At 69.8% G+C, this 19,767-nt stretch carries 16 protein-coding genes and 1 pseudogene; 7 read left to right on the top strand and 10 right to left on the bottom strand.

Annotation, left to right across the window (positions count from 1 at the left end):
- The first annotated feature begins 24 nt into the window (after positions 1 to 24).
- A complete protein-coding gene (locus ACWEKR_RS23065) occupies positions 25 to 642 on the top strand; it encodes a LysE family translocator (protein ID WP_452356203.1) in 618 nt (205 codons plus the stop codon).
- A 7-nt stretch (positions 643 to 649) separates the two neighbouring features.
- Here ACWEKR_RS23065 and ACWEKR_RS23070 read toward each other — a convergent pair whose 3' ends face one another.
- Entirely contained in the window at positions 650 to 1,294 is a 645-nt protein-coding gene (locus ACWEKR_RS23070) for a hypothetical protein (RefSeq protein WP_195084913.1), read from the bottom strand.
- A 22-nt stretch (positions 1,295 to 1,316) separates the two neighbouring features.
- The gene (locus tag ACWEKR_RS23075) at positions 1,317 to 1,523 is read right to left on the bottom strand and encodes a hypothetical protein (RefSeq protein ID WP_159844468.1); all 207 of its coding nucleotides are present in this window, start codon (positions 1,521 to 1,523) and stop codon (positions 1,317 to 1,319) included.
- Positions 1,524 to 1,818: 295 nt separating this feature from the next.
- Here ACWEKR_RS23075 and ACWEKR_RS23080 point away from each other — a divergent pair, with 295 nt between their 5' ends.
- Together ACWEKR_RS23080 and ACWEKR_RS23085 are read left to right on the top strand one after the other, a co-directional pair.
- Positions 1,819 to 4,596: a circularly permuted type 2 ATP-grasp protein gene (locus ACWEKR_RS23080; protein ID WP_452356204.1), complete on the top strand. Its 2,778-nt coding sequence runs from the start codon at positions 1,819 to 1,821 to the stop codon at positions 4,594 to 4,596.
- Positions 4,593 to 5,495 carry a transglutaminase family protein gene (locus ACWEKR_RS23085; RefSeq protein WP_452356205.1) on the top strand — a complete coding sequence of 301 codons (903 nt, stop codon included), beginning with the start codon at positions 4,593 to 4,595 and terminating at the stop codon, positions 5,493 to 5,495. Before ACWEKR_RS23080 ends, ACWEKR_RS23085 begins: the two co-directional genes overlap by 4 nt.
- A 17-nt stretch (positions 5,496 to 5,512) precedes the next feature.
- Here ACWEKR_RS23085 and ACWEKR_RS23090 read toward each other — a convergent pair whose 3' ends face one another.
- The 6 genes from ACWEKR_RS23090 to ACWEKR_RS23115 form a co-directional block, all read right to left on the bottom strand.
- Positions 5,513 to 6,235: an HAD family hydrolase gene (locus ACWEKR_RS23090; RefSeq protein WP_452356206.1), complete on the bottom strand. Its 723-nt coding sequence runs from the start codon at positions 6,233 to 6,235 to the stop codon at positions 5,513 to 5,515.
- A gap of 173 nt (positions 6,236 to 6,408) precedes the next feature.
- Positions 6,409 to 7,119, bottom strand: a complete 711-nt coding sequence (locus tag ACWEKR_RS23095) for a type 1 glutamine amidotransferase (RefSeq protein ID WP_452356207.1) — start codon at positions 7,117 to 7,119, stop codon at positions 6,409 to 6,411.
- Positions 7,116 to 8,354 (bottom strand): MurT ligase domain-containing protein, encoded by a 1,239-nt coding sequence (locus tag ACWEKR_RS23100; RefSeq protein WP_452356208.1) that lies wholly within the window; start codon positions 8,352 to 8,354, stop codon positions 7,116 to 7,118. The genes ACWEKR_RS23095 and ACWEKR_RS23100 overlap by 4 nt, the downstream gene beginning before the upstream one ends.
- A gap of 65 nt (positions 8,355 to 8,419) precedes the next feature.
- The gene (locus tag ACWEKR_RS23105; protein ID WP_452356209.1) at positions 8,420 to 9,061 is read right to left on the bottom strand and encodes a pyridoxamine 5'-phosphate oxidase family protein; all 642 of its coding nucleotides are present in this window, start codon (positions 9,059 to 9,061) and stop codon (positions 8,420 to 8,422) included.
- A 76-nt stretch (positions 9,062 to 9,137) separates the two neighbouring features.
- Entirely contained in the window at positions 9,138 to 10,910 is a 1,773-nt protein-coding gene (locus ACWEKR_RS23110; RefSeq protein WP_452356210.1) for a hydroxysqualene dehydroxylase, read from the bottom strand.
- A gap of 242 nt (positions 10,911 to 11,152) precedes the next feature.
- Complete coding sequence (locus ACWEKR_RS23115; protein WP_195084906.1) at positions 11,153 to 12,103, bottom strand: EamA family transporter; 951 nt, start codon at positions 12,101 to 12,103, stop codon at positions 11,153 to 11,155.
- Between the two features lie 105 nt (positions 12,104 to 12,208).
- Here ACWEKR_RS23115 and ACWEKR_RS23120 point away from each other — a divergent pair, with 105 nt between their 5' ends.
- Positions 12,209 to 13,144, top strand: coding sequence for a LysR family transcriptional regulator (locus ACWEKR_RS23120; RefSeq protein WP_452356248.1), 936 nt, complete (start codon positions 12,209 to 12,211; stop codon positions 13,142 to 13,144).
- 31 nt (positions 13,145 to 13,175) lie between these two features.
- Here ACWEKR_RS23120 and ACWEKR_RS23125 read toward each other — a convergent pair whose 3' ends face one another.
- Both ACWEKR_RS23125 and leuA read right to left on the bottom strand, forming a co-directional pair.
- Positions 13,176 to 14,804 (bottom strand): MinD/ParA family ATP-binding protein, encoded by a 1,629-nt coding sequence (locus ACWEKR_RS23125; protein ID WP_452356211.1) that lies wholly within the window; start codon positions 14,802 to 14,804, stop codon positions 13,176 to 13,178.
- A 263-nt stretch (positions 14,805 to 15,067) separates the two neighbouring features.
- Entirely contained in the window at positions 15,068 to 16,861 is a 1,794-nt protein-coding gene (gene leuA / locus ACWEKR_RS23130) for a 2-isopropylmalate synthase (RefSeq protein WP_452356212.1), read from the bottom strand.
- A gap of 240 nt (positions 16,862 to 17,101) precedes the next feature.
- Between leuA and ACWEKR_RS23135 the strand changes: the two genes are divergently transcribed.
- The 3 genes and pseudogenes from ACWEKR_RS23135 to ACWEKR_RS23145 all read left to right on the top strand — a co-directional run bounded on the left by ACWEKR_RS23135 (position 17,102) and on the right by ACWEKR_RS23145 (position 19,732).
- Positions 17,102 to 17,869 carry a sulfite exporter TauE/SafE family protein gene (locus ACWEKR_RS23135; RefSeq protein WP_452356213.1) on the top strand — a complete coding sequence of 256 codons (768 nt, stop codon included), beginning with the start codon at positions 17,102 to 17,104 and terminating at the stop codon, positions 17,867 to 17,869.
- 42 nt (positions 17,870 to 17,911) lie between these two features.
- Positions 17,912 to 18,052: pseudogene (locus ACWEKR_RS23140) on the top strand (DUF1272 domain-containing protein); the annotation flags it as partial.
- A gap of 78 nt (positions 18,053 to 18,130) precedes the next feature.
- On the top strand, positions 18,131 to 19,732 hold the full coding sequence (locus tag ACWEKR_RS23145) for an alpha/beta hydrolase (protein WP_452356214.1): 1,602 nt from the start codon (positions 18,131 to 18,133) through the stop codon (positions 19,730 to 19,732).
- Positions 19,733 to 19,767: the final 35 nt, after the last annotated feature.

The raw sequence follows: 19,767 nt of genomic DNA on the forward strand, positions 1-19,767 counted from the left end.
CGGGCGTGGGTTACCGTGTGGGGGATGAGCATCGAATTCGTGCTGACGACGCTCGTCATCGTCGCGACCCCTGGTACCGGGGTGCTGTTCACACTGGCGGCCGGACTGTCCCGCGGCATGCGAGCCGCGGTGATCGCGGCCTTCGGCTGTACGCTCGGCACCGTCCCGCACCTGGTCGCGGCGATCACGGGTCTGGCCGCGCTGCTGAATGCCAGCGCGGTCGCGTTCCAGACGCTGAAGTACCTCGGCGTCGCCTATCTGGTGTACATGGCCTGGAGCACATTCCGGGACAAAGGCGCGCTCGCCGTGCCGGAGCAGGCCGGGCGCACCGCGCCCTCGGCGCGGCAAGTGATCACCTCGGCGGTCCTGCTCAATCTCCTCAATCCCAAGCTGACCATCTTCTTCTTCGCATTCCTGCCGCAGTTCGTCCCCAGCACGGCGCCGAATGCCCTGGCGCGCATGCTCGCGTCGAGCGGCATCTTCATGCTCGCCACATTGGTGGTGTTCGCGGTGTACGGCATGTGCGCCGCCGCCGTGCGGGACCACGTCGTGCACCGGCCCGCCGTGGTGACCTGGACGCGCCGGGTCTTCGGCGCTTCGTTTCTGGCGCTGGCCGGTCGGTTGGCCGCTCAGCACCAGTGACCCGGGTTCAGAGGTCGACGCGGGTCCAGGGCAGGCCAGGGAAGCGACCGCGGTCGTCGTTGGCCCAGCCCCAGATGAGGGCGGCCACCGTGGCGGGGTCGGAGACGGTGGTGCCGAAATGCTTCTCGGATGAGCCGTCCCGGTATTCCACGGTGTACGCACCGGTATTCCCGCGATAGGTCTGGATGTAGAACTGCTCGCCGCGTTCGACGACGAGATACGGGTTCGGCGCGCTCAGCTCCGGAACCCACTGATGGACAAGCGCTTCGGTCAAGTACGGGAACTCGCCCGCGCCACCGTGGGTGACGAGGGCGTCGACATGCCCGGCGGGATCGATCAGCCAGGCCAGCTGCGGGTCGTAGACGGCGTAATCCAGTGGTGTGGCGAGTTCGAACAGCAAGTGGCGGACGAAGCCGATCGCGTCGTAGGGACACGGCACGTGCAGCACCGCGCCGGTGGCCGCCCCGCCGACCGGGACGGTACTGAGAAAGCTGTCTTCCTCGGGCAGTTCCGCGTTGCGTCTGTTCAGTTCGGCCGCGATCTGCGCGACCGCCCCCGACTCGGGGACGCCCTGCTGGGTGCTCAGGTAGGCGTCGACCTCCGCGATCGACGACGCGACACCGGACGGCAGCAACACGTGGTCATAACTCACTCGGGCCAGGGTACGGAACCGTTCAGGCGCGGCGGCGAACCGTGTCTTCCTCGGTGCACCGGCAGCCACCCGCGAGGTCTCGGCAATCGAGGACGAAGGCGTGCCGGGCATGGCTGAGTTCCAAGCAGTGCTCGTCGGTGCATTCGGCGATCCGGCTCGCGTGCACGATCAGGGTTCCGTGGCAGTGGTCGAAGGCGGAGTCGCACGATGAGCAATCGGTTGTACGCATATGACCTCCTGACGAGATCGTTGTCGTGGTTCGGTGATACCACCGGCCCGGCCGTCGCGGTGGGATCTGACCCGCGTGTCGTGTGCGCGATATGCGGGCAATTATGTGGCAACTGGAAATGATGACTGCGGATGCGTCTTGAAGCTTCGCCGATATCGGCGCCGCGACGTGCGAAAATGACCACACACCCCAATGGTTCATGGCGTCCGTCACAGTCGAACAGCCCGGGTAGGAACTGTCCGGAGAGCGTTCGGCCACCATTGGGCAAGGATGCGGCGGAAGCGAGGTCGGCGCGGTGACGTTGCGCGAGGAGCGACGGGAGACCGGCACCGGCGTCGTTGTGCGCGAACAGTTCACGCGCTACCGCTCGGAGGGCGCCGACACGGGCGCCTACGACGAATGCGGCGCGCCCCTGACGGGCTACTACGACGAACTGGTCGACGTCGACGGCACGGTGCGCCGGACCTGGTCGGAGCTGGCGGCCGACTTCGCCCGGCTCGACGGGGACGGGCTGCGCAGGCTGGACAGCCGGGTGCGCCGGTTGATCGATGACGACGGGATCGCCTACCACGAGGTCGGCGCCTCGGCCGATGCCACGGCGCCCTGGCGCCTCGATCCGATTCCCTTGCTGGTCGCCGCGGACGACTGGACCCGGCTGGAGGCCGGGCTGGAACAGCGCTCCCGAGTACTCGACGAGGTGCTCACCGATGTCTACGGGCCGCGCAGGACGCTGCGGTCGGGACTGCTGGCGCCGGAGGCCGTGTTCGGCCACCGTGGCTACGTCCGCGCCGCGCACGGCATCACCGTGCCGGGGCGACATCAGCTGTTCCTGCACGCCTGCGATCTCAGCCGATGGGCCGACGGACGGTTCCGGGTGCTCGCCGACTGGACGCAAGCGCCTTCCGGCGCGGGATACGCGCTGGCGGACCGCCGGGTCGTGGCGACCGCTATCCCGGAGTCGTTCGAGCACGCCAATCCACGTCCACTGACGCCATTCGCCCGGGCGATGCGCCTGATGCTGATCGAATCGGCGCCGACCGACGACGACGAGCCCGTGGTCGTGGTGCTCAGCCCGGGAGTGCATTCCGAGACCGCGTTCGATCAGGCCTATCTCGCCTCCACGCTCGGCTTTCCACTGGTGGAGAGCGCGGATCTGGTGGTGCGCGACGGCGCGCTGTGGATGCGGTCGCTCGGCACGCTGAAACGGGTGGACGTGGTGCTGCGCCGGGTGGACGCCGAGTTGTCCGATCCGCTCGATCTGCGGCCGGATTCGCGCCTGGGCGTGGTCGGTCTGGTCGAGGTGCTGCGGCGCGGCGCGGTGACGGTGGTGAACACCTTGGGCAGCGGACTGCTGGAAAATCCCGCGCTGGCCGGTTTCCTGCCCGCTCTCGCACGCGCGCTGCTCGGCGAGGACTTGCTGCTGGAGAATGCGCCGTCGTACTGGGGCGGTCGCGAGCAGGAGCGCAAGCATCTCATCACCCACTTGGACAAGCTGATCCTGCGCTCCGCGGTCGACGGGAGCATGCTGGTCGGGCCCGAACTGAGCCGGGACCAGCGCGCGGAGACGAAGGCGAGGATCGAGGCGCACGGATGGCAGTGGGTGGGCCGGGAACCGGCCGAGTTCTCCGTGGCGCCCGCGATTCGCGATCACGAGAACCTCGGCGCGGCTCCGGTCGGTATGCGCTTGTTCTCTCTCGCCCACCGGGGCGGCTATACCGTGCTGTCCGGTGGCCTCGGCCAACTGCGTCAGCGCACTGCCGACCGTGCCGCACGCACGGTGGCCGCCAAAGACATCTGGGTGCGGGCCGCGCCGACGACCGCCGCCGCGATCAGCACCGAGCCGTCCCGCGAACGGCGCACCGCGCCGATCGTGGAACCGATCAGCTCTCCTCGTGTGCTCAACGACCTGTTCTGGATGGGTCGCTACGGGGAGCGCGCGGAGGACACGGCCCGTCTCCTGATCGCCACCCATGAGCGTTATCAGGAGTTCCGCTATCGCCCTTGGCTGGAAGGCGCCGAGGCGCTGCCGATCCTCATGGCCGCCCTCGGCCGAGCCACCGCCACCGCCGCTCCGACCGAGGGGCGATCCGGTGTCGATTCGGCGCACACCGAGCGCAGCGCCGCAGTGTCCCGGAACGAAGCCGTGGCCCACGCCGGTGCGGAAGAACCGATCACCGCCGGTGTGGAGGCCGTCGCAGAACCACCGGACGGCGCCGGTACGGCAGGCGCGGCGCCGGTCATCACTCCCGAGGCGCACCGGGTGCCCGGCGATTCCCGTTCGGACCACGACTATCTCGTCGCGCTGACGATCGACCGGGAACTGCCCGGTTCGCTGGCCTTCGCGATCGACCGCTACGGCAACGCCGCACGGGCCGTGCGTGACCAGCTGTCGGTGGACACCTGGATGATCCTAGGCGCGGTCGACCGTGCGCTGGCGAGCTATCCGGTGGCGGCGGGCGACCGGGTGGCCGAGCTCTCGGAGGTGCACGCGCGCAGTCTGGCCGGATTGCTCGCGCTGTCCGGCATCGACGGTGAGTCGCTGATCCGGGACACCGGGTGGTACGTCAGAGACATCGGCAAGCGGATCGAGCGCGGTCTCGCCCTCACCGCGTTGCTGTCGGCCGCGCTCACCCAGCGGTATCCGAAGCAGACCGAGCGGGAGGTCACCGGATGGGTGCTGCGGGCCACCGAGTCCTCGGTGAGTTATCGGCGGCGGCACCAGGAATCGGTCCGGACGGCGGACATCGCCGCACTCCTCCTGTTCGACACCGCCAATCCGCGCTCGCTGGCCTATCAGCTGGACCGGTTGCACAGCGCTTTCCACGCACTGCCCGGCGCGTCCGGATCCTCGCGCCCGCAGCGGCTGCTCGCGGACGCGCGCCGCATGCTGCGCCGTCTGGACCCCGACGACTTGGCGGTCACCGATGCCGAGGACCGGCGCACCGAACTGGCGGAGTTGCTGGAGGGTGTGCACGTGCGCCTGCGCAAAGTGTCCGATTCCTTCGAGACCACCACGCTGTCGGTGCCGGTCGGCATCCAACCGCTGTGGGGTAGCGCGCAGGTCGTCGGATGACCGGCCCCCCGGTGCGGCGGTATCGGGTAGCGCACCGCACCGCGTACTCGTACTCGAGGGAGGTCACCAACTCCTACGGGCGCGCCTATCTGACGCCGCGCGACCTACCCGGCCAGCGGCTGCTCACCCACGACATCCGGATCGACCCCGCTCCTTCGGATCGATCGGTCGGCGCGGACGTGTACGGCAACATCACCTCCTATTTCCACGTCGCCACCGAGCACCGCGCGCTGACGGTCCTCGGCGACTCGCTGGTCGAGGTCGACGCCTCGGCTCGCGGCAGCTGCGCAGCGGCCGCCGAGCCGTGGGAGAAAGCGCGTCCGAGCAGCGCGACCGAACCGTTGGCCGTGGAGTTCGCCCTCGATCTGCAGCCACCGGAGATCACGTCGGAGATCGTGGCCTACACGGCCGAATCCCTCCTGCCGGGCCGACCCCTGCTGGATGCGGTGGCTGAGCTGAACACGCGCGTCCACACCGATTTCGCCTACCGGTCCGGCGCCACGACGGTGTCCACCCGGGTGGCCGACGTGTTCGCGGCACGCGCGGGCGTCTGTCAGGATTTCGCCCGCCTGGCCGTCGCGTGTCTGCGCTCGCACGGTCTCGCGGCCAGGTACGTGTCCGGTTACCTGGCCACCGATCCGCCGCCGGGCAAGGAGCGGATGGTCGGCGCCGACGCCACCCACGCCTGGGCGGCCGTGTGGGTGCCCGGCGCGGACGGACACGATCGCACCGGCCGATGGATCGACCTCGACCCCACCAACGACCAGCTCGGCGACGAGCGATACATCATCACCGCCTGGGGCCGGGACTACGCCGACGTCCCCCCGCTGCGCGGCATCATCTACACCGACGCGAAGGACAGCACGATCACCGTCTCCGTCGATGTCACCGAGGTATGACCCGATTCGATACCGCCCTATACCGCGGCGCCCTGCTTTCGGGCCCGCGGTTGCGAACCCGCACCGACGGCGTTCGTGACGAGGTGCAGTTGGCAGTTCCGGGGATCGGCCAGCGAAGGGACGAGCAGGGTCGGCATTCCGACCGCCACAGCCGCCCCGTCGCGAGCGGGCCGGTCTCCGACCATGAGGGTCTGCTCGGCGCGGGTGCCGAGTTCCGCGAGCGCCAGGCGGAATATGGCGGGGTCGGGTTTCTGTATGCCGTGCTCGTTGGACAGAACGAAGGTCTCGATCGATGGCAACAGCCCCGCTTCGGCGAAACAAGGGCGGATGTCGAAGTGAATGTTGCTGAGAACGCCTATCTTGCAGCCTGTTTCGACGAGTGCGGTGAGAGTGACGGCCGCATCGGCGGCGAAATGGTTGTAGGCCGGATCAGAATCCACTGCGAAAAGTTCGTCGGCGAGATCGGTGTCGAGTCCGGCATCCGCGAACACCGAGTAGAAGGTTTCCCTGTGCCGGGCGGCGCTGGTGTTGCCTTGCGGTGATTGCAGACGGTTCGGTTCGCCGGCGGCTGCCCGGATCTTCCACAGGAGCGCGCGGGCAGCATCGTCGTCGTGTCTGCGGCCGGCCCGCCGCAGGGCTTCCTGAGCCCACCGTTGTGGGGAGAGTTCCGAGACGAGTGTGCCGCGCCAATCGAAGACGACCGCTCGGATGTCGTGGCTGTGCGAACCTTTGGATGGCATGCAGGTCGAGGCTCTCCGGGAGTGCGGGGCTGGAAGCAGAACGAAACGCCTGTGGAGCATCGTTTTCGCGCGTCCGGCCGAGGTAGGGTGCCGCTCGGCGACGAAGATCATCGCCGTCGCGTGCGCCCCCGCGTGCACACAGCCGAGCTCGGAGGAGATGCCCTCGGCCGCGATCAGGCGCGCAGGCGCTCCCGCCGGAGCTGGTCGACCTCGGGGAGGTCGAGGGCGGCCAGCTCGGTGACGCCGAGGGCGCGCATCAGCAGCAAGTCGGCGAGTTCGGGGTTGCGGGCCAGCGCTGGGCCGTGCATGTAGGTGCCGATCACCGAACCCTGGACGACGCCCTCCAATCCGTCGCCGACACCGTTGCCGACGCCACGGGTGACCCGGGCCAGGCCGTGCGCCTCGCCACCGAGTTTCGTTCCGCCCCGGTGATTTTCGAAGCCGGTGAGGGGCGCGGTGAGCCCGTCGAGCAAGGGGGTGGTGGTCACCTCGCCGATGGCGCGTTTGTGCTGCGGCGACGTGGTGACGTCGAACAGGCCGACGCCGTCCACCCGCTCGCCCGCCGAGGTCTCGTACCACTGCCCGAGCACCTGGATGGCCGCGCAGATCGCCAGCACCGGGGCGCCTCGGCCCGCGGCGCGTTGCAAGCCGGGGTAGCGCTGCAGGTGCCGGGTGGCCAGACGCTGCGCGGAGTCCTCGGCGCCGCCGAGGGTGTAGACGTCCAGGGAGTCCGGCACCGGCTCGGACAGCGTGATCTCGACGATCTCGGCGTCGTATCCGCGCATGCGCAGGCGCTGGCGCAGCACGAGGGCGTTGCCGCCGTCGCCGTAGGTGCCCATCACGTCCGGCAGCACCAAGCCGATGCGGAAGGTCGACTCGCTCATGAGGCCCGCTCCTCCAGGTCACGGTTGAGATCACGGAACGCGGTGTAGTTCGCCAGCACTTCCACATGGCCCGCGGGGCACGACGCGATGGCGCGCACCGGATCGGGCACCAGGGTGTGCTCCACGCCCGCGTAGGTCAGCCGCACGGCCAGGTCGGTGGCGCGCTCACCCGCGGCCACCACCTGCACGCCTTCGAAGTGCTCGAACCGCACGTCCCACAGCCAGGACAGGTCCTCGCCGTCGGGCACTTGGCCGTTCACGGCGATCACCAGCCCCGCGGAGGTCGGCTCGATCATCGACAGCGCCTCCTGCCATCCGGCCGGATTCTTCGCCAGCAACAGCCGCGCGTCGTGCTCCCCGACCTGCACCGTGCGGTAGCGACCCGCGATCTCGCGGACTGTCCCGGCAGCCGCGACGGCCTGCTGCGCGTCGGCGCCGAGCGCGACGGCGGCGGCCACTGCCTGTGCGGCGTTGCCGCGATTGGCCCGGCCCGGCAACGCGAGCCGCAGCGGGAAACGCTTGCCCTCCGGCCCGATCAGATCGTCACCGTCGAGCCACCAATCCGGCTCCGGACGCTGGAAGTCCGCACCGGTGCTGCGCCAGTGCGCGCCCTCCCAGACGATCGGCTCACCGCTGCGCGGGCAGCTGGTCGCGTCCATCGCCCAGCCGCTGCCCGCGGCCACCCACACCACGTTGGGGTGGTCGTAGGCGATCGAGGTGACCAGGACGTCGTCGCAGTTGGCGACCACGACGGCGGCCGGGTGCTTCGCCAGGCCCGCGCGCAGCTTGCGCTCGATCATGTTGATCTCGCCGACCCGGTCGAGCTGGTCGCGGCTGAGGTTCAGCAGCACCACCGCCGAGGGGTTCAGTGAATCGGTGACGTGCGGTAGATGCAATTCGTCGACCTCGATCGCGGCCAGCGGCGCGCGCCGGTGCGCGTTGAGCGCGGCGACGATGCCCGCGTCCATGTTCGCGCCGTCGGCCTGGGTCGCGACCGTGCCCAGCGTGCTGAGCGCCGCGGTGGTCATCCGCGTGGTGGTGGACTTGCCGTTCGTGCCGGTCACCAGCACGGTGCGCCGCCGCCGTCCCAGTTGATCCATGACGGTCGGATCGATCTTCAACGCGATCAGGCCGCCGATCATCGAGCCCTTGCCGCGGCCCGCCTTCTGCGAGGCCCAGGACGCCGCGGCCGCCGCCGCCAGCGCGAGCCGTCCGCGCACCGATATGTCTGCCACGTCGCGAGTCTATGTTCGCGCCGCGATCGCGGCGCGCCGCGGTCGGGTGGCGTGGGCCACGCCGCTCACCCCTGGTAGAGCTTGGCCGCGTAGTTCTCCGGCGCGTAGTAATGCTCGAGTTCCTCCACCGTCTCGGTGACGTTCGTCTGCACCTCTTTGACCAGGCGGGCAGCGCTCGGCAAGGTGTCCTGCGGCCACTGGTCGGGCTCCCAGAGGTGACTGCGCATGAACGCCTTGGCGCAGTGGAAGAAGATCTGGTCGATGTCCACCTCGACGGCCAGGATCGGGCGATGCCCGCGCACCACCATGTCGTCGAAGTACGGCGCGTCGCGCACCAGCCGGGCGCGGCCGTTGATCCGCAGCGTCTCGCGGCGGCCCGGGATCACGAACAACAGGCCGACGTGCGGGTTGGCCAGGATGTTGAGGTAGCCGTCGGCGCGCCGGTTACCGGGCCGCTCCGGGACGGCGAGGGCGGTGTCGTCGAGCACCCGCACGAAGCCCGCCGGATCGCCCTTCGGGGAGGCGTCGCAGTTGCCGTGCGCGTCGCTGGTGCTCATCACCAGGAACGGGGAGGTCGCGATCCACTCCCGGTCCCGGGCGTGCAGCGCGGCGCGCTCCTTGGTGGCGACGCGGGGCGCCACCTCGCCGAGCAATGCTCGCAGATCCGCCGGGTCGGTGATCGCGTTCGAAGTGGTGCGCTCGCCCATGTTTCGATTCAAGCACCGTCCCCGCCGGTGTGGCGATCGAATCCCGTTCCCGCGAGGGGAGATCGATCACAGCCGTTCAGACCGGGACGTCGAACATGTTCGGCTGCCCGGCGGCGTAGCGGTCGGCGTCGAGCCGGCGCAGCGGTTCCAGCTCGGGCGCGCGATACAGGGTGTACGTCCGGCAGCGCTCCGCATTCGAGCCGGCCACGTCCAGCAGCGCGTTCACCGCGGCGCGCGCGGACTCGTTGGCGCCCTCCATGGTGGCCAGATCGACGTTCGTGCGTACGTGATCGCCCGCCAGGAAGAGGTTCTCCAGCGCCCCGTGCGCCTGCGGGCGGTGGTCCCACGACCCGGCGGTGTTGATCAACAGCGGGTCTGCGTTGGCGTTGCGCCGCTGCCCCTCCTGCCAGGTGATGCCCGGGTCGAGGAACCACGAGTGCAAATCGGCGTCGCCAAGCACCTCGCCACGATCGTCCAGGTGCGCTCGGATCTGCGCCCACGCTTCGCGTGCGATCTCCTCGTGCGTGCACTCCTTGGCCGGCTTGCCGAACAATATGCCGGGCGTATTCCAGTCGGAGATGTCCACCGACAGGCAGTCCTGCACACCGCCGTCGCCGAACTCGGGCAGCTTGCGCCGCCACAACTGGTTCTGACTGATCGAGGTGAGCGACCACGGCGCGTCGATGTAGGCGGTGTGGCCGCGCGAGATGTCGGCCTGCCTGCGCAGATAGAACTGGATGCCGTTCATCCAGTCGGTGACGAGGTGGTCCATCCCCGCCAATTCGGGCTGGACGTCGAGCACCTGCGGCGACCACAGGGCGCGCGCCCGTTCGGCGGGCAGCGCGACGACGAAATAATCCGCCTCGACCGTGCGCTGCGCGCCGGTCTCGTCCACCACACGCGCCGCGACGATCCTGCGGTCGCGCACCTCCAGTTCGCGCACTTCGGCGCCCAGCACGAAGTCCGCCCCGAGTTCCCGGATCCGCCGCAACCACGGCTCGATCCAGACCGCGTTGGTGGGGCCGTTCAGCACGCGGTCCAGGCCGCCGTCGTTGCCGATCCCCATCGGGTTGCCGAGGAACTGCTCGCCCATCGTGCCGATGGTGCGCACGCTCGCCACGTCCTCCTTCGCGGCGACCATGATGCTGGTCAGCGTGCGCGAGAGCAGGGCGCGGAACTCGTGCGAGCGCGCGTGGCCGCCGACGAAGTCGTGCCAGGAGGTGCGCTCCCACTGGCCGAGGCGGCGGGCGTCGCAGCTGGTGTTGAAGACCAGCAGGCGTTCGGCGAAGTAGATCCCCTCGTTCGTGGGCATCTTCAGCGCGGTGGACAGCGCCGCGCCGAGCGTCTCGCGGAAACCGGCCGGGGAGAATTCGGCGCGGGCGCGCGGACCGAGCGGAACGCGGAAGTCGTCGCCGCCGCGCCGGGCGAAACGCGCTTCCGGCACCGCGACCAGGTTGTCCCATACCCCGTTGGCATTGCCCGGGAACGGGATTCGGCGCATGGTGTCCGGCACGTGCTGATAGAAGCCGGGGAAGAAGCGGAAGCCGTGTTCGCCGGGCAGATCCGGTCGTCCTCCCGTTCCGGTGCCTGGCACGCCGACGCTGCGGGCCTTGCCGCCCCACGCGCGCTTTTCGTAGACGGTGACCTGGAATCCGCGTTCGGCGAGCTCGTGCGCGGCGGTGAGACCGGCGACACCGCCGCCGAGCACCGCGACCCGTCTTCCGCCGGGATTCGCCGCGGCCCGCGTCGGTCGCAACGCACCTGCCGTCAGCGCCCCCGCTGCCACCCCCGCCGCGACCGTGTTACGAAGCAGTGCTCTTCGCGATACGGTCCATCGATTTTCTGCCATGCGCCGCTCTGCCGCCTAGAACCGGGACCAACTTCCACGCCGGGCACTACTGTAAGGCGGCAATTCGAGGATCTCGCACCCACCCCGCAAAGCCATCGGCGCGCCGTGCGAAATCTGTGCGGTCGAGCACCGGCGGGGGCGAGTGCTTCGGCGTCCGCTGGATCGGCCCGATCTGGTAGCGCAGCGCGACCCGGCCGCAGCGGCGCCGTCGGCGGTGGCCGGATCCGGGCGCGACCGCCTGGTCAGGCCGGTCGGCCGGCGTCGGCCAGTGCGGGGGCGCTCGGTGTCCCGGTGCGGATGTCCGCCGCCACCGCACGTGGCCTGCTCGACGTGGCGGCGAACGCGCCCGCCAGCACCACAAGGCCGCCGACCAGCGACATCAGGGTCGGTGTCTCGTCGAGGACGGCCCAGGCGGCGGCGATTCCGACGACCGGAACGAGCAACGAGAACGGGGCGACCGCTCCTGCGGGATAGCGGCCGAGCAGATAGGTCCACAGTCCCGTACCGACCACGGTGGCGAGGACGGCGATGTAGGCCAGGGCCAGCAGCGCCGGCAAACCCTCGGCTGTGAACGACTCGGCCAGGGCACGCGCGCCCGTCGTCGGTCCCTCGGCGACCATGGACAGCGCCAACAGCGGCACCGGCGGGATGGCGGTGGTCCACAGCATCAGATGCAGCGGATTGACGCCGGGAGTCTCGGTGCCGGCCAGACGCGCGCCGATGTTGCCGAACGCCCAGCCGAGCCCGCCCGCCAGGGTCAGCAGCACCGGCCACAGGGCGGCGTGGGCCAGCCGGTCCCATCCGATCACCGCCATGCCCGCCACCGCGACGGCGAGGCCCCCGACCTGGACCGGACGCATCCGCTCACCCAGTAGCAGCGTGCCGAGCAACACGGTGAACGGCGCGGAGGACTGCAGCACCAGCGAGGCGAGCCCGGTCGGCATGCCCACCCGCATCGCGGTGAACAGGAACGCGAACTGCAGGATGCCGAAACCGGTGCCGTAGAGCAGGATCCAGCGCATCCGGACCGCGGGACGCGGGACGAACAGCAGTGCGGGCACCGCGAGCACCGCGAAGCGCAGCGCCGCGAAGAAGAACGGCGGGAAGTGGTCGAGCCCGATCCGGATGGCGAGGAAGTTCAGTCCCCAGAGCAGGACGACGGTGAGGCCGAGCAGGCGGTCGCGGTTGGTCACGTCGCTTATCGTGCGGCTCGCTAATGATCAGAACAATCGAATAATTTTTGAACCATAATGTAGTGTTGCTTAATGGATTACTCTCCCGTCGTACGCGGTTCCCCGATGGCGCTCGAGCGGCTGCGCGTGCTGCGGGAACTGGCCGATCGCGGCACCGTGGCCGCCGTCGCCGCGGCGCTGTCGATGACGCCTTCCGCCGTCTCACAGCAGCTCAAGGTGCTGGCCAGGGAAGCGGGCGTGGCCCTGCTGGAACCGGACGGCAGGCGGGTCCGGCTCACCGACGCCGGACGCGCTCTCGTGGTGCGCGCCGACGAAGTGCTCGCCGCCATGGATCGCGCGGTCGCCGAGATGGCGCACTACCGCGGCTCGCCGCGCGGGCGGGTCCGCGTCGCGGTGTTCCCCTCGGGCGGCGCGTTGCTGCTGCCGCATGTGTTGCCGGGCATGGTGGACAGCGGGGTGGACGTGGTCGCGCGGGACGAGGACGTGCCGCCGTCGGAAGTGGCGCGACTACTCGCCGATTACGACGTGGTCCTGACCCATCGCGACGAACGCGCCGCCCCGATCACCGACCCGCGCGTCGACACCAGGGTGCTCATGCGGGAGCCGATCGACGTCGTCGCGGCGCCGACGCACCGGCTCGCGGGCCGATCGGCCGTCACGCCGGAGGAATTGGCCGACGAGACCTGGCTGAGCGTGCGAGGCGGCTTTCCTGTCGACGACGTGCTGCGCTCGATCGCCACCGTGACCGGCGTGCAGCCACGGATCGCTCAGCGGCTCAACGATTTCCGCGTCATCGAGACGTTGGTCGCGACCGGCTACGGCGTCGCGCTCATGCCGCGCTACGCGGTGGCCCACCCGGACCTGGCGGTGCTGCGGTTGTCCGGCGTGCGGGCCGCCCGGATGTACGAGCTGGCCACCCGGCCCCGCGCCGATGCCCGTCCCGCGATAGCGGCTGTGCTCGCGGCATTCGAATCGGCCGTGGCAGTGGTGGCAGCCGATTCCGGGACGGCGCCCCGAAAGGGCACGGCCGCATCGGCGTAACTCCGGACGTCGGTGCCGAAGCGGGGGCCGATCAGAATCCCGGCGGCGGTTGATACCGGTAGGGATGCTGGGCCTGCGAGCTGACGTAGCCGAAGTCGTCGGCGACCATGGCCGCCAGTTCCAGCAGCGCCCGCCGCGTCGGCTTGCTCACCAGTTCCAGATCGATCTCCGCGCCCTCGGCGAGGTGGTCGTCGAACGGCACCACCTGCACCGCGCGGGTGCGATCGAGGAAGAGTTTGCGCAGCTGGTCGAGGTCGACGGTGGACGCGCCGCGCCGGGAAGCGTTCACCACCACGACCGTTCGCTCCACGAGCTTGCCGTAGCCGTGGTGGTCGAGCCAGTCCAGCGTGGCCGAGGCGCTGCGTGCGCCATCGATCGCGGGCGAGGTGACCAGTACCAGTGAGCTGGCCATATCCAGCACGCCCGCCATCGCGGAGTGCATCAAGCCGGTGCCGCAGTCGGTCAGGATGATGTTGTAGAACGACTGCAGGATCCCGATCGCCTTGCGGTAGTCCGCCTCGCTGAACGCCTCGGAGACCGCCGGATCCTGTTCACTGGCGAGCACTTCCAAGCGGCTCGGCGCCTGCGAGGTGTGCGCCCGCACGTCGGAGTACCTGGTGATGTGCTGATCCTCGAGCAGGTTGCGCACCGTGGAGCGGGTCTGCCGGGGCACCCGGTGGGCGAGCGTGCCGAGGTCGGGATTGGCATCGATCGCGATGACCCGGTCGCCGCGCTGCGACGCGAAGGTGGAGCCGAGACCGACCGTGGTGGTGGTCTTCCCGACGCCGCCCTTGAGCGAGAGGATCGCGATCCGGTAGTCCCCGCGCACCGGCTGGTTCACCCGGTCGACGAGGTCCTGGTAGACGATGTCGGCCGCCGACTCGCCCGGGTTGATCATGCCGCCGGACGCCTTGTGCACCGCACGGCGCCAACCGCTGCGCGGCGCCCTGCGGGCCCGCCTGAGCAGATTCAGGTCGTTGACCGAATGCCCCGGCTGGCCGGGCTGCGGCACATGCTGCGGTTGGAACGGCGGCGCGGCCAGAGGCGGCGGACCGCCCTGCCAGCTCGGCACCTGCGGTTGCCCGATCGGCGGCGGAGGCGGTGGCTGATACGGGGGAGGCGGAGGCTGATGTGTCACCGGCGGGGGCGGCGGCGCCCAGCTGTAGATGGGGCCGCTGGGCTGATCGGGCTGCGGCGCAGCGGCTTCGGGCTGCGCGGAATCCAAGGGCACGCGCCGGACCAAACCGTCGCCGCCGATTTCCTGGCGGTACTCCCCGTAACCGGGATGGGGTCCGTCCGGTGGTGTGGCTATGGGATGGCTACCGCTGTGACTCGACGGCGGCTGAAATGCGCCGGTAGGGAACGGCTCACCCGGAAAAGGCGAGGGCGGGGGGTACGCGCCCGGGCTCGGCGGGGCGTACGAACCATAGGGCTCGGCCGGTCCGGCCTGCGGGGGCGCCCAAGCCTGTGCCGGTGCGGCGGCTTGGGGATAGGCCGTGGTCTGCTCCGACGAACCTTGCGGCTCCGGCTGTTCGGGCTGTGCGTCGGACTGGGCAGGCCCATCCGTCACGTCGGTTTCCTTCGCTTCCGCGCCGCCGATCGGCTCGGCCGACGGGTCGGTGGCCGCTGACTCCGCGTCGCTGACTTCGGCCGTATCCACGGAATGACTCTGCAGCCAGGGCGGAGAGGTCGGATTGTGGTCGTTAGTTGTCACGGTTCCCCCATCTGCTCGGGAGTTCGAGCAGAGAGCTCGGCGCTTGGAGTGCGAATCCCACGCTAGCACGGGGTTCGCTACGCCGTGTCGCGGTAGGCATGCCGCACCTGGGGAGCGGTAGGCCGCCACAACCGGTCTGCGCCAGCGAGATCGGGCGCCGCGCGGTGGAACCGTCGCGACGCCCGATCGAATCCTTCCGGAATGCCCGGTCAGTGCGCCCGGTTCACCGCCGACACCACCGCGCGCAGCGACGCCGTCGTGATCGAGGTGGCGATGCCGACGCCCCACACCACTCGGTCGCCGATCGCGCACTCGACGTACGCGGCGGCCTGGGCGTCGTCACCCGCGGACATGGCGTGCTCGGAGTAGTCCAGCACCTCGACGTCGAAGCCGACCGTGGCGATCGCGTCGACGAACGCCGCGAGCGGGCCGTTGCCCTTGCCGGTGATCTCCTGCTCCACACCGTCGACCTTCACCACGGCCACGATGGAGTCGACTCCGCCGTCGGTCTCCGACGCGGTGACCTTCTGGCGCATCCGCTCCAGCGGACGGATCGGGCTCAGGTACTCCTCGTGGAAGACGTCCCACATCTCCTTGGGCGTCACCTCGCCGCCCTCGCCGTCGGTGATCTTCTGGATCGCCTGGGAGAACTCGATCTGCAGCCGTCGCGGCAACGCCAACCCGTGGTCGGTCTTCATGATGTAGGCGACGCCGCCCTTGCCGGACTGCGAGTTGACCCGGATGACCGCCTCGTAGGTGCGGCCGACGTCCTTCGGGTCGATCGGCAGGTAGGGCACCTCCCAGACGATGTCGTCCACGTCCGCCCCAGCGGCGTCGGCCGCGGTCTTCATCGCGTCCAGGCCCTTGTTGATGGCGTCCTGATGGCTGCCGGAGAACGCGGTGTAGACCAGGTCGCCGCCGTACGGGTGCCGCTCGTGCACCGGCAGCTGGTTGCAGTACTCGACGGTGCGGCGGACCTCGTCGATGTCGGAGAAGTTGATCTGCGGATCGATGCCGCGAGAGAACAGGTTCATCCCCAGCGTCACCAGGCAGACGTTGCCGGTGCGCTCGCCGTTGCCGAACAGGCAGCCCTCGATGCGGTCGGCTCCGGCCTGGTAACCCAGCTCCGCGGCGGCCACGGCGGTGCCGCGGTCGTTGTGCGGGTGCAGCGACAGCACGATCGACTCCCGGCGGGCCAGATTCCGGCTCATCCACTCGATCGAATCGGCGTAGACGTTCGGGGTGGCCATCTCCACGGTGGCGGGCAAGTTGATGATCAGCGGCTTCTCCGGCGTCGGGGCGATGATCGCCGACACCGCGTCGCAGACGTCCTTGGCGTATTCCAGCTCGGTGCCGGTGTAGGACTCCGGGCTGTACTCGTAACGCCAGTTGGTATCCGGGTAGCGCTGCTCGATCTCCAGGCACAGCGCGGCGGCGTCGGTGGCGATCTTCTTCACCGCCTCGCGGTCGGCGCGGAACACCACCTTCCGCTGCAGGATGGAGGTGGAGTTGTAGAAGTGCACGATGACGTTCTGCGCGCCGGCGCAGGCCTCGAACGTGCGCTCGATCAACTCCGGGCGGCACTGGGTCAGCACCTGAATAGTCACGTCATCGGGGATCGCGCCGTCCTCGATGATCTCGCGGACGAAGTCGAAATCGGTCTGGCTCGCCGACGGGAAGCCGACCTCGATCTCCTTGTAACCCATCCGCACCAGCAGGTCGAACATGCGGCGCTTGCGAGCCGGGCTCATCGGGTCGATCAGCGCTTGGTTACCGTCGCGCAGGTCGACCGCGCACCAGCCCGGAGCCCGATCGATGACGTTGTCCGGCCAGGTGCGGTCGGGCAGCGTGATCGGCTCGACCTCCTCGGCGAACGGCCGGTAACGGAAGGTCGGCATCGAGGAGTTCTTCTGCCTGTTCCAGCCGGGCTGGTCGGCGGGGGCGGGTTTGCTCGGCGCGGTGATAGTGCGCGCGCCGGATACGAATGCGTCAGCAGGGGACATGGGCGGTTCTCCCGAGGATGTCGTTTTTCCCAATGGGCTGGGTCGACCGGCGCAGCAAAACCCCGCGACGGGAGCCGGTCCGATCAGACCCCGTCGCGGCGGTCGAGAAGAAGTGCCCGCTGCATGATGTCCGCGAGTTTACCGTGCCGCGAGTAGGCCGGAAAGGGAGGTCCCTTCGTCGGGTCATCCGACGACAACGCTACGGTTCGGTCCGGCAGTGGACACGTCGAAGGATTGGCTATGACCTGGCTGGAGCAACTGGCGGTCTTCGGTGCGGGCATCGCGGCGGGCGGCATCAACACGATCGTCGGCTCCGGCACGCTGATCACCTTCCCCGTTCTCCTCGCCTTCGGCCTCCCGCCGGTGACGGCGAATGTGTCCAACACCATCGGTCTGGTTCCGGGCTCGATCAGCGGCGTGCACGGGTATCGCCGCGAACTCGCGGGCCAGCGTGACCGGTTGCTCCGCCTGGGCACGGCCTCGCTGCTCGGCGGCATCACCGGAGCGGTGCTGCTGCTCGTCTTGCCCGCCGGTGCGTTCAAGGCGATCGTGCCGGTCTTGATTCTCGTGGCGCTGGTGCTGGTCGTCGTGCAGCCGAGGCTGGCGAGCTGGGTGAAACGCCGCCGGGAGAACGACGGCGCTGCGGCGCCCGCGCACGGCGGACCCATCCTGTTCGCCGCGGTGTACGCCGCAGGCGTCTACGGCGGGTACTTCGGCGCCGCGCAAGGCGTGTTGCTGATCGGGTTGCTCGGGGTTTTCGTGCACGACGACATCCAGCGCCTGAACGGGACGAAGAACGCGCTCGCCCTGATCGTGAACGCGGTGTCCGCGGTGATCTTCATCGTCGTGGCGGACGTGGACTGGCGCGCGGTCGTGCTGATCGCGCTCGGCTCGATCATCGGCGGGCAGCTCGGCGCCCGGTTGGGCAGGCGGATGCCGCCCACCTTGTTGCGCGCGGTCATCGTCGTGGTCGGCCTGATCGCGGTGATCCGCTTGGTGACGTCTTAGGCAGCGGGCGAATGGCACTGAAGACGCGCACGGTGTGCGAGCGCTGTGGCGCCGCCGACGGCCCGGCTTCGGATCTGTAGCTGCGCATGCGCCTTCTGCGCTCGGTGCGACGACGAGTCGCGCGCCGTCTGCCCGAACGGCGGCGGCGAATCGGTGGCGCGCCCGCGCCGAATGCCGGGGTAGTGCTGCGGGGAATCTCAGGGTCGGATGTCAGTCCTCAGGGTGACGACGGCCGCCTCGCGCGGGCCGCAGGATGAGTGCGTGCCCAACTGGAAGATCGTCATCGCCGCCGCGCTCCTGCCCGTGCTGAGCGGCTGCGGCGGACCGCCGAGCCGACACGAGTCCGCGGTCGCGGAGTTGGTCGCACAAGCCGACGCCGCGCCGACGCCGCGGCTGGACTGGGCGCCGTGCGCGGACCCGAGCCTGAGCCGCTTCCACTGCGCGACCGCGCAGGTACCCGTGGACTACGCGAACCCGGACGGGCCGACGCTCGGACTGGCGGTGGTGCGTCAGCAGGCCACCGACCCGCAACAGCGGATCGGCACCCTCTTCTCCGCCGTCGGCGGTCCCGGCGGGTCGGGACTGCGCTGGGCGGCGGAGGGCGAACTGCTCGGCGGCGAATTGGCCCGCCGCTTCGACGTGATCACCTTCGACCAGCGCGGGGTCGGCCACAGCGGACAGGTGCGGTGTTTCGCGGACGCCGAGCAGCAGCGCCGGTTCTGGTCCGGCACGTGGCTCGCACCGGCGAATCCCGAACAGGAGCGCGCGGCCGATGCGGCGAGCCGGGAACTCGCCGCCGGTTGCGCGGCGCACGGCGGCGCGCTGCTCGGGCACCTGACCACCGTCGACGCGGCGCGCGACCTGGACCTGCTGCGCCGAGCCGTCGGTGATGAGCAGCTCACCTACGAAGGCGGTTCCTACGCGAGTTACCTGGGCCAGGTGTACGGCGCGCTGTTCGGCGACCGGGTACGCGCGCTGCACCTGGCATCGCTGATCGACCCGGACGCGTACACCAACGACACGCGAAGCGCCGTCGCGGACACCGCGGCGGGCACCGAGGAGATACTCGGTGAATTCTTGCGGCTGTGCGCGGACGCGGGCCGGGGGCGCTGCGCCTTCGCGGCGCAGAGCGACGCCGTCCTGGGCGCGGGCGGGGGCGAACCCGTCCGGCCCGCCGATCTCCGCGCGCGCAATGACGCTGTGCTGCAACGTCTTCGGGAGATGCCCCTGACGGTGGGGACCGGGCCCCGGGCGCGGACGGTCACCTATACCGAGGTGCTGTCGTCGCATGCGCTGTTGCTGTACGACCCGGAGCGCGGCTGGCCTGCCCTGGCCGACCTGCTGGCCGAACTGGAGCGCGGACCGGCGGGCAACCCTGACGCCGTGGGCGAGATCCTCTCGGCCACCGCGCAACCGGACGACTTCCTCGACTCCTTCACAGCGATCTCCTGTGCCGACAACGCCTTTCCACGCGATCCCGGTCAATGGGCTTCCATGGCAGCGGATCTGGCGGGCGACAGTCCCACGTACGGCGGGTTCTGGCTGGCGCTGCGTCAACCGTGCGCGTTCTGGCCCGCGCCGCCCGAGGGGTATGCGCAGCGGTACACCGGGCCATGGATCCTGCGGTCGGACACCCCGGCTCTGTTGGTCAACAACCGATTCGACCCGGTCACCCCGCTCGACGCCGCACGGCGCGCGCAGCAGGAGCTGGTGAACGCCCGGCTGGTCGTCGTGGAGGACGGGTACGGGCACACCCCGCTCGGCGAATGCACCCGGAAACTGCGCGAGCGTTATCTCGTCGATCTGCAGCTACCGGCCCCCGGGGCGACGTGCCGCCTCGACGAGCTGCCGTTCGGTCGATAGCGAAACCGGATATCTGTTCACAATTCGGGAATACC

The sequence above is a fragment of the Nocardia sp. NPDC004573 genome (assembly GCF_053602135.1).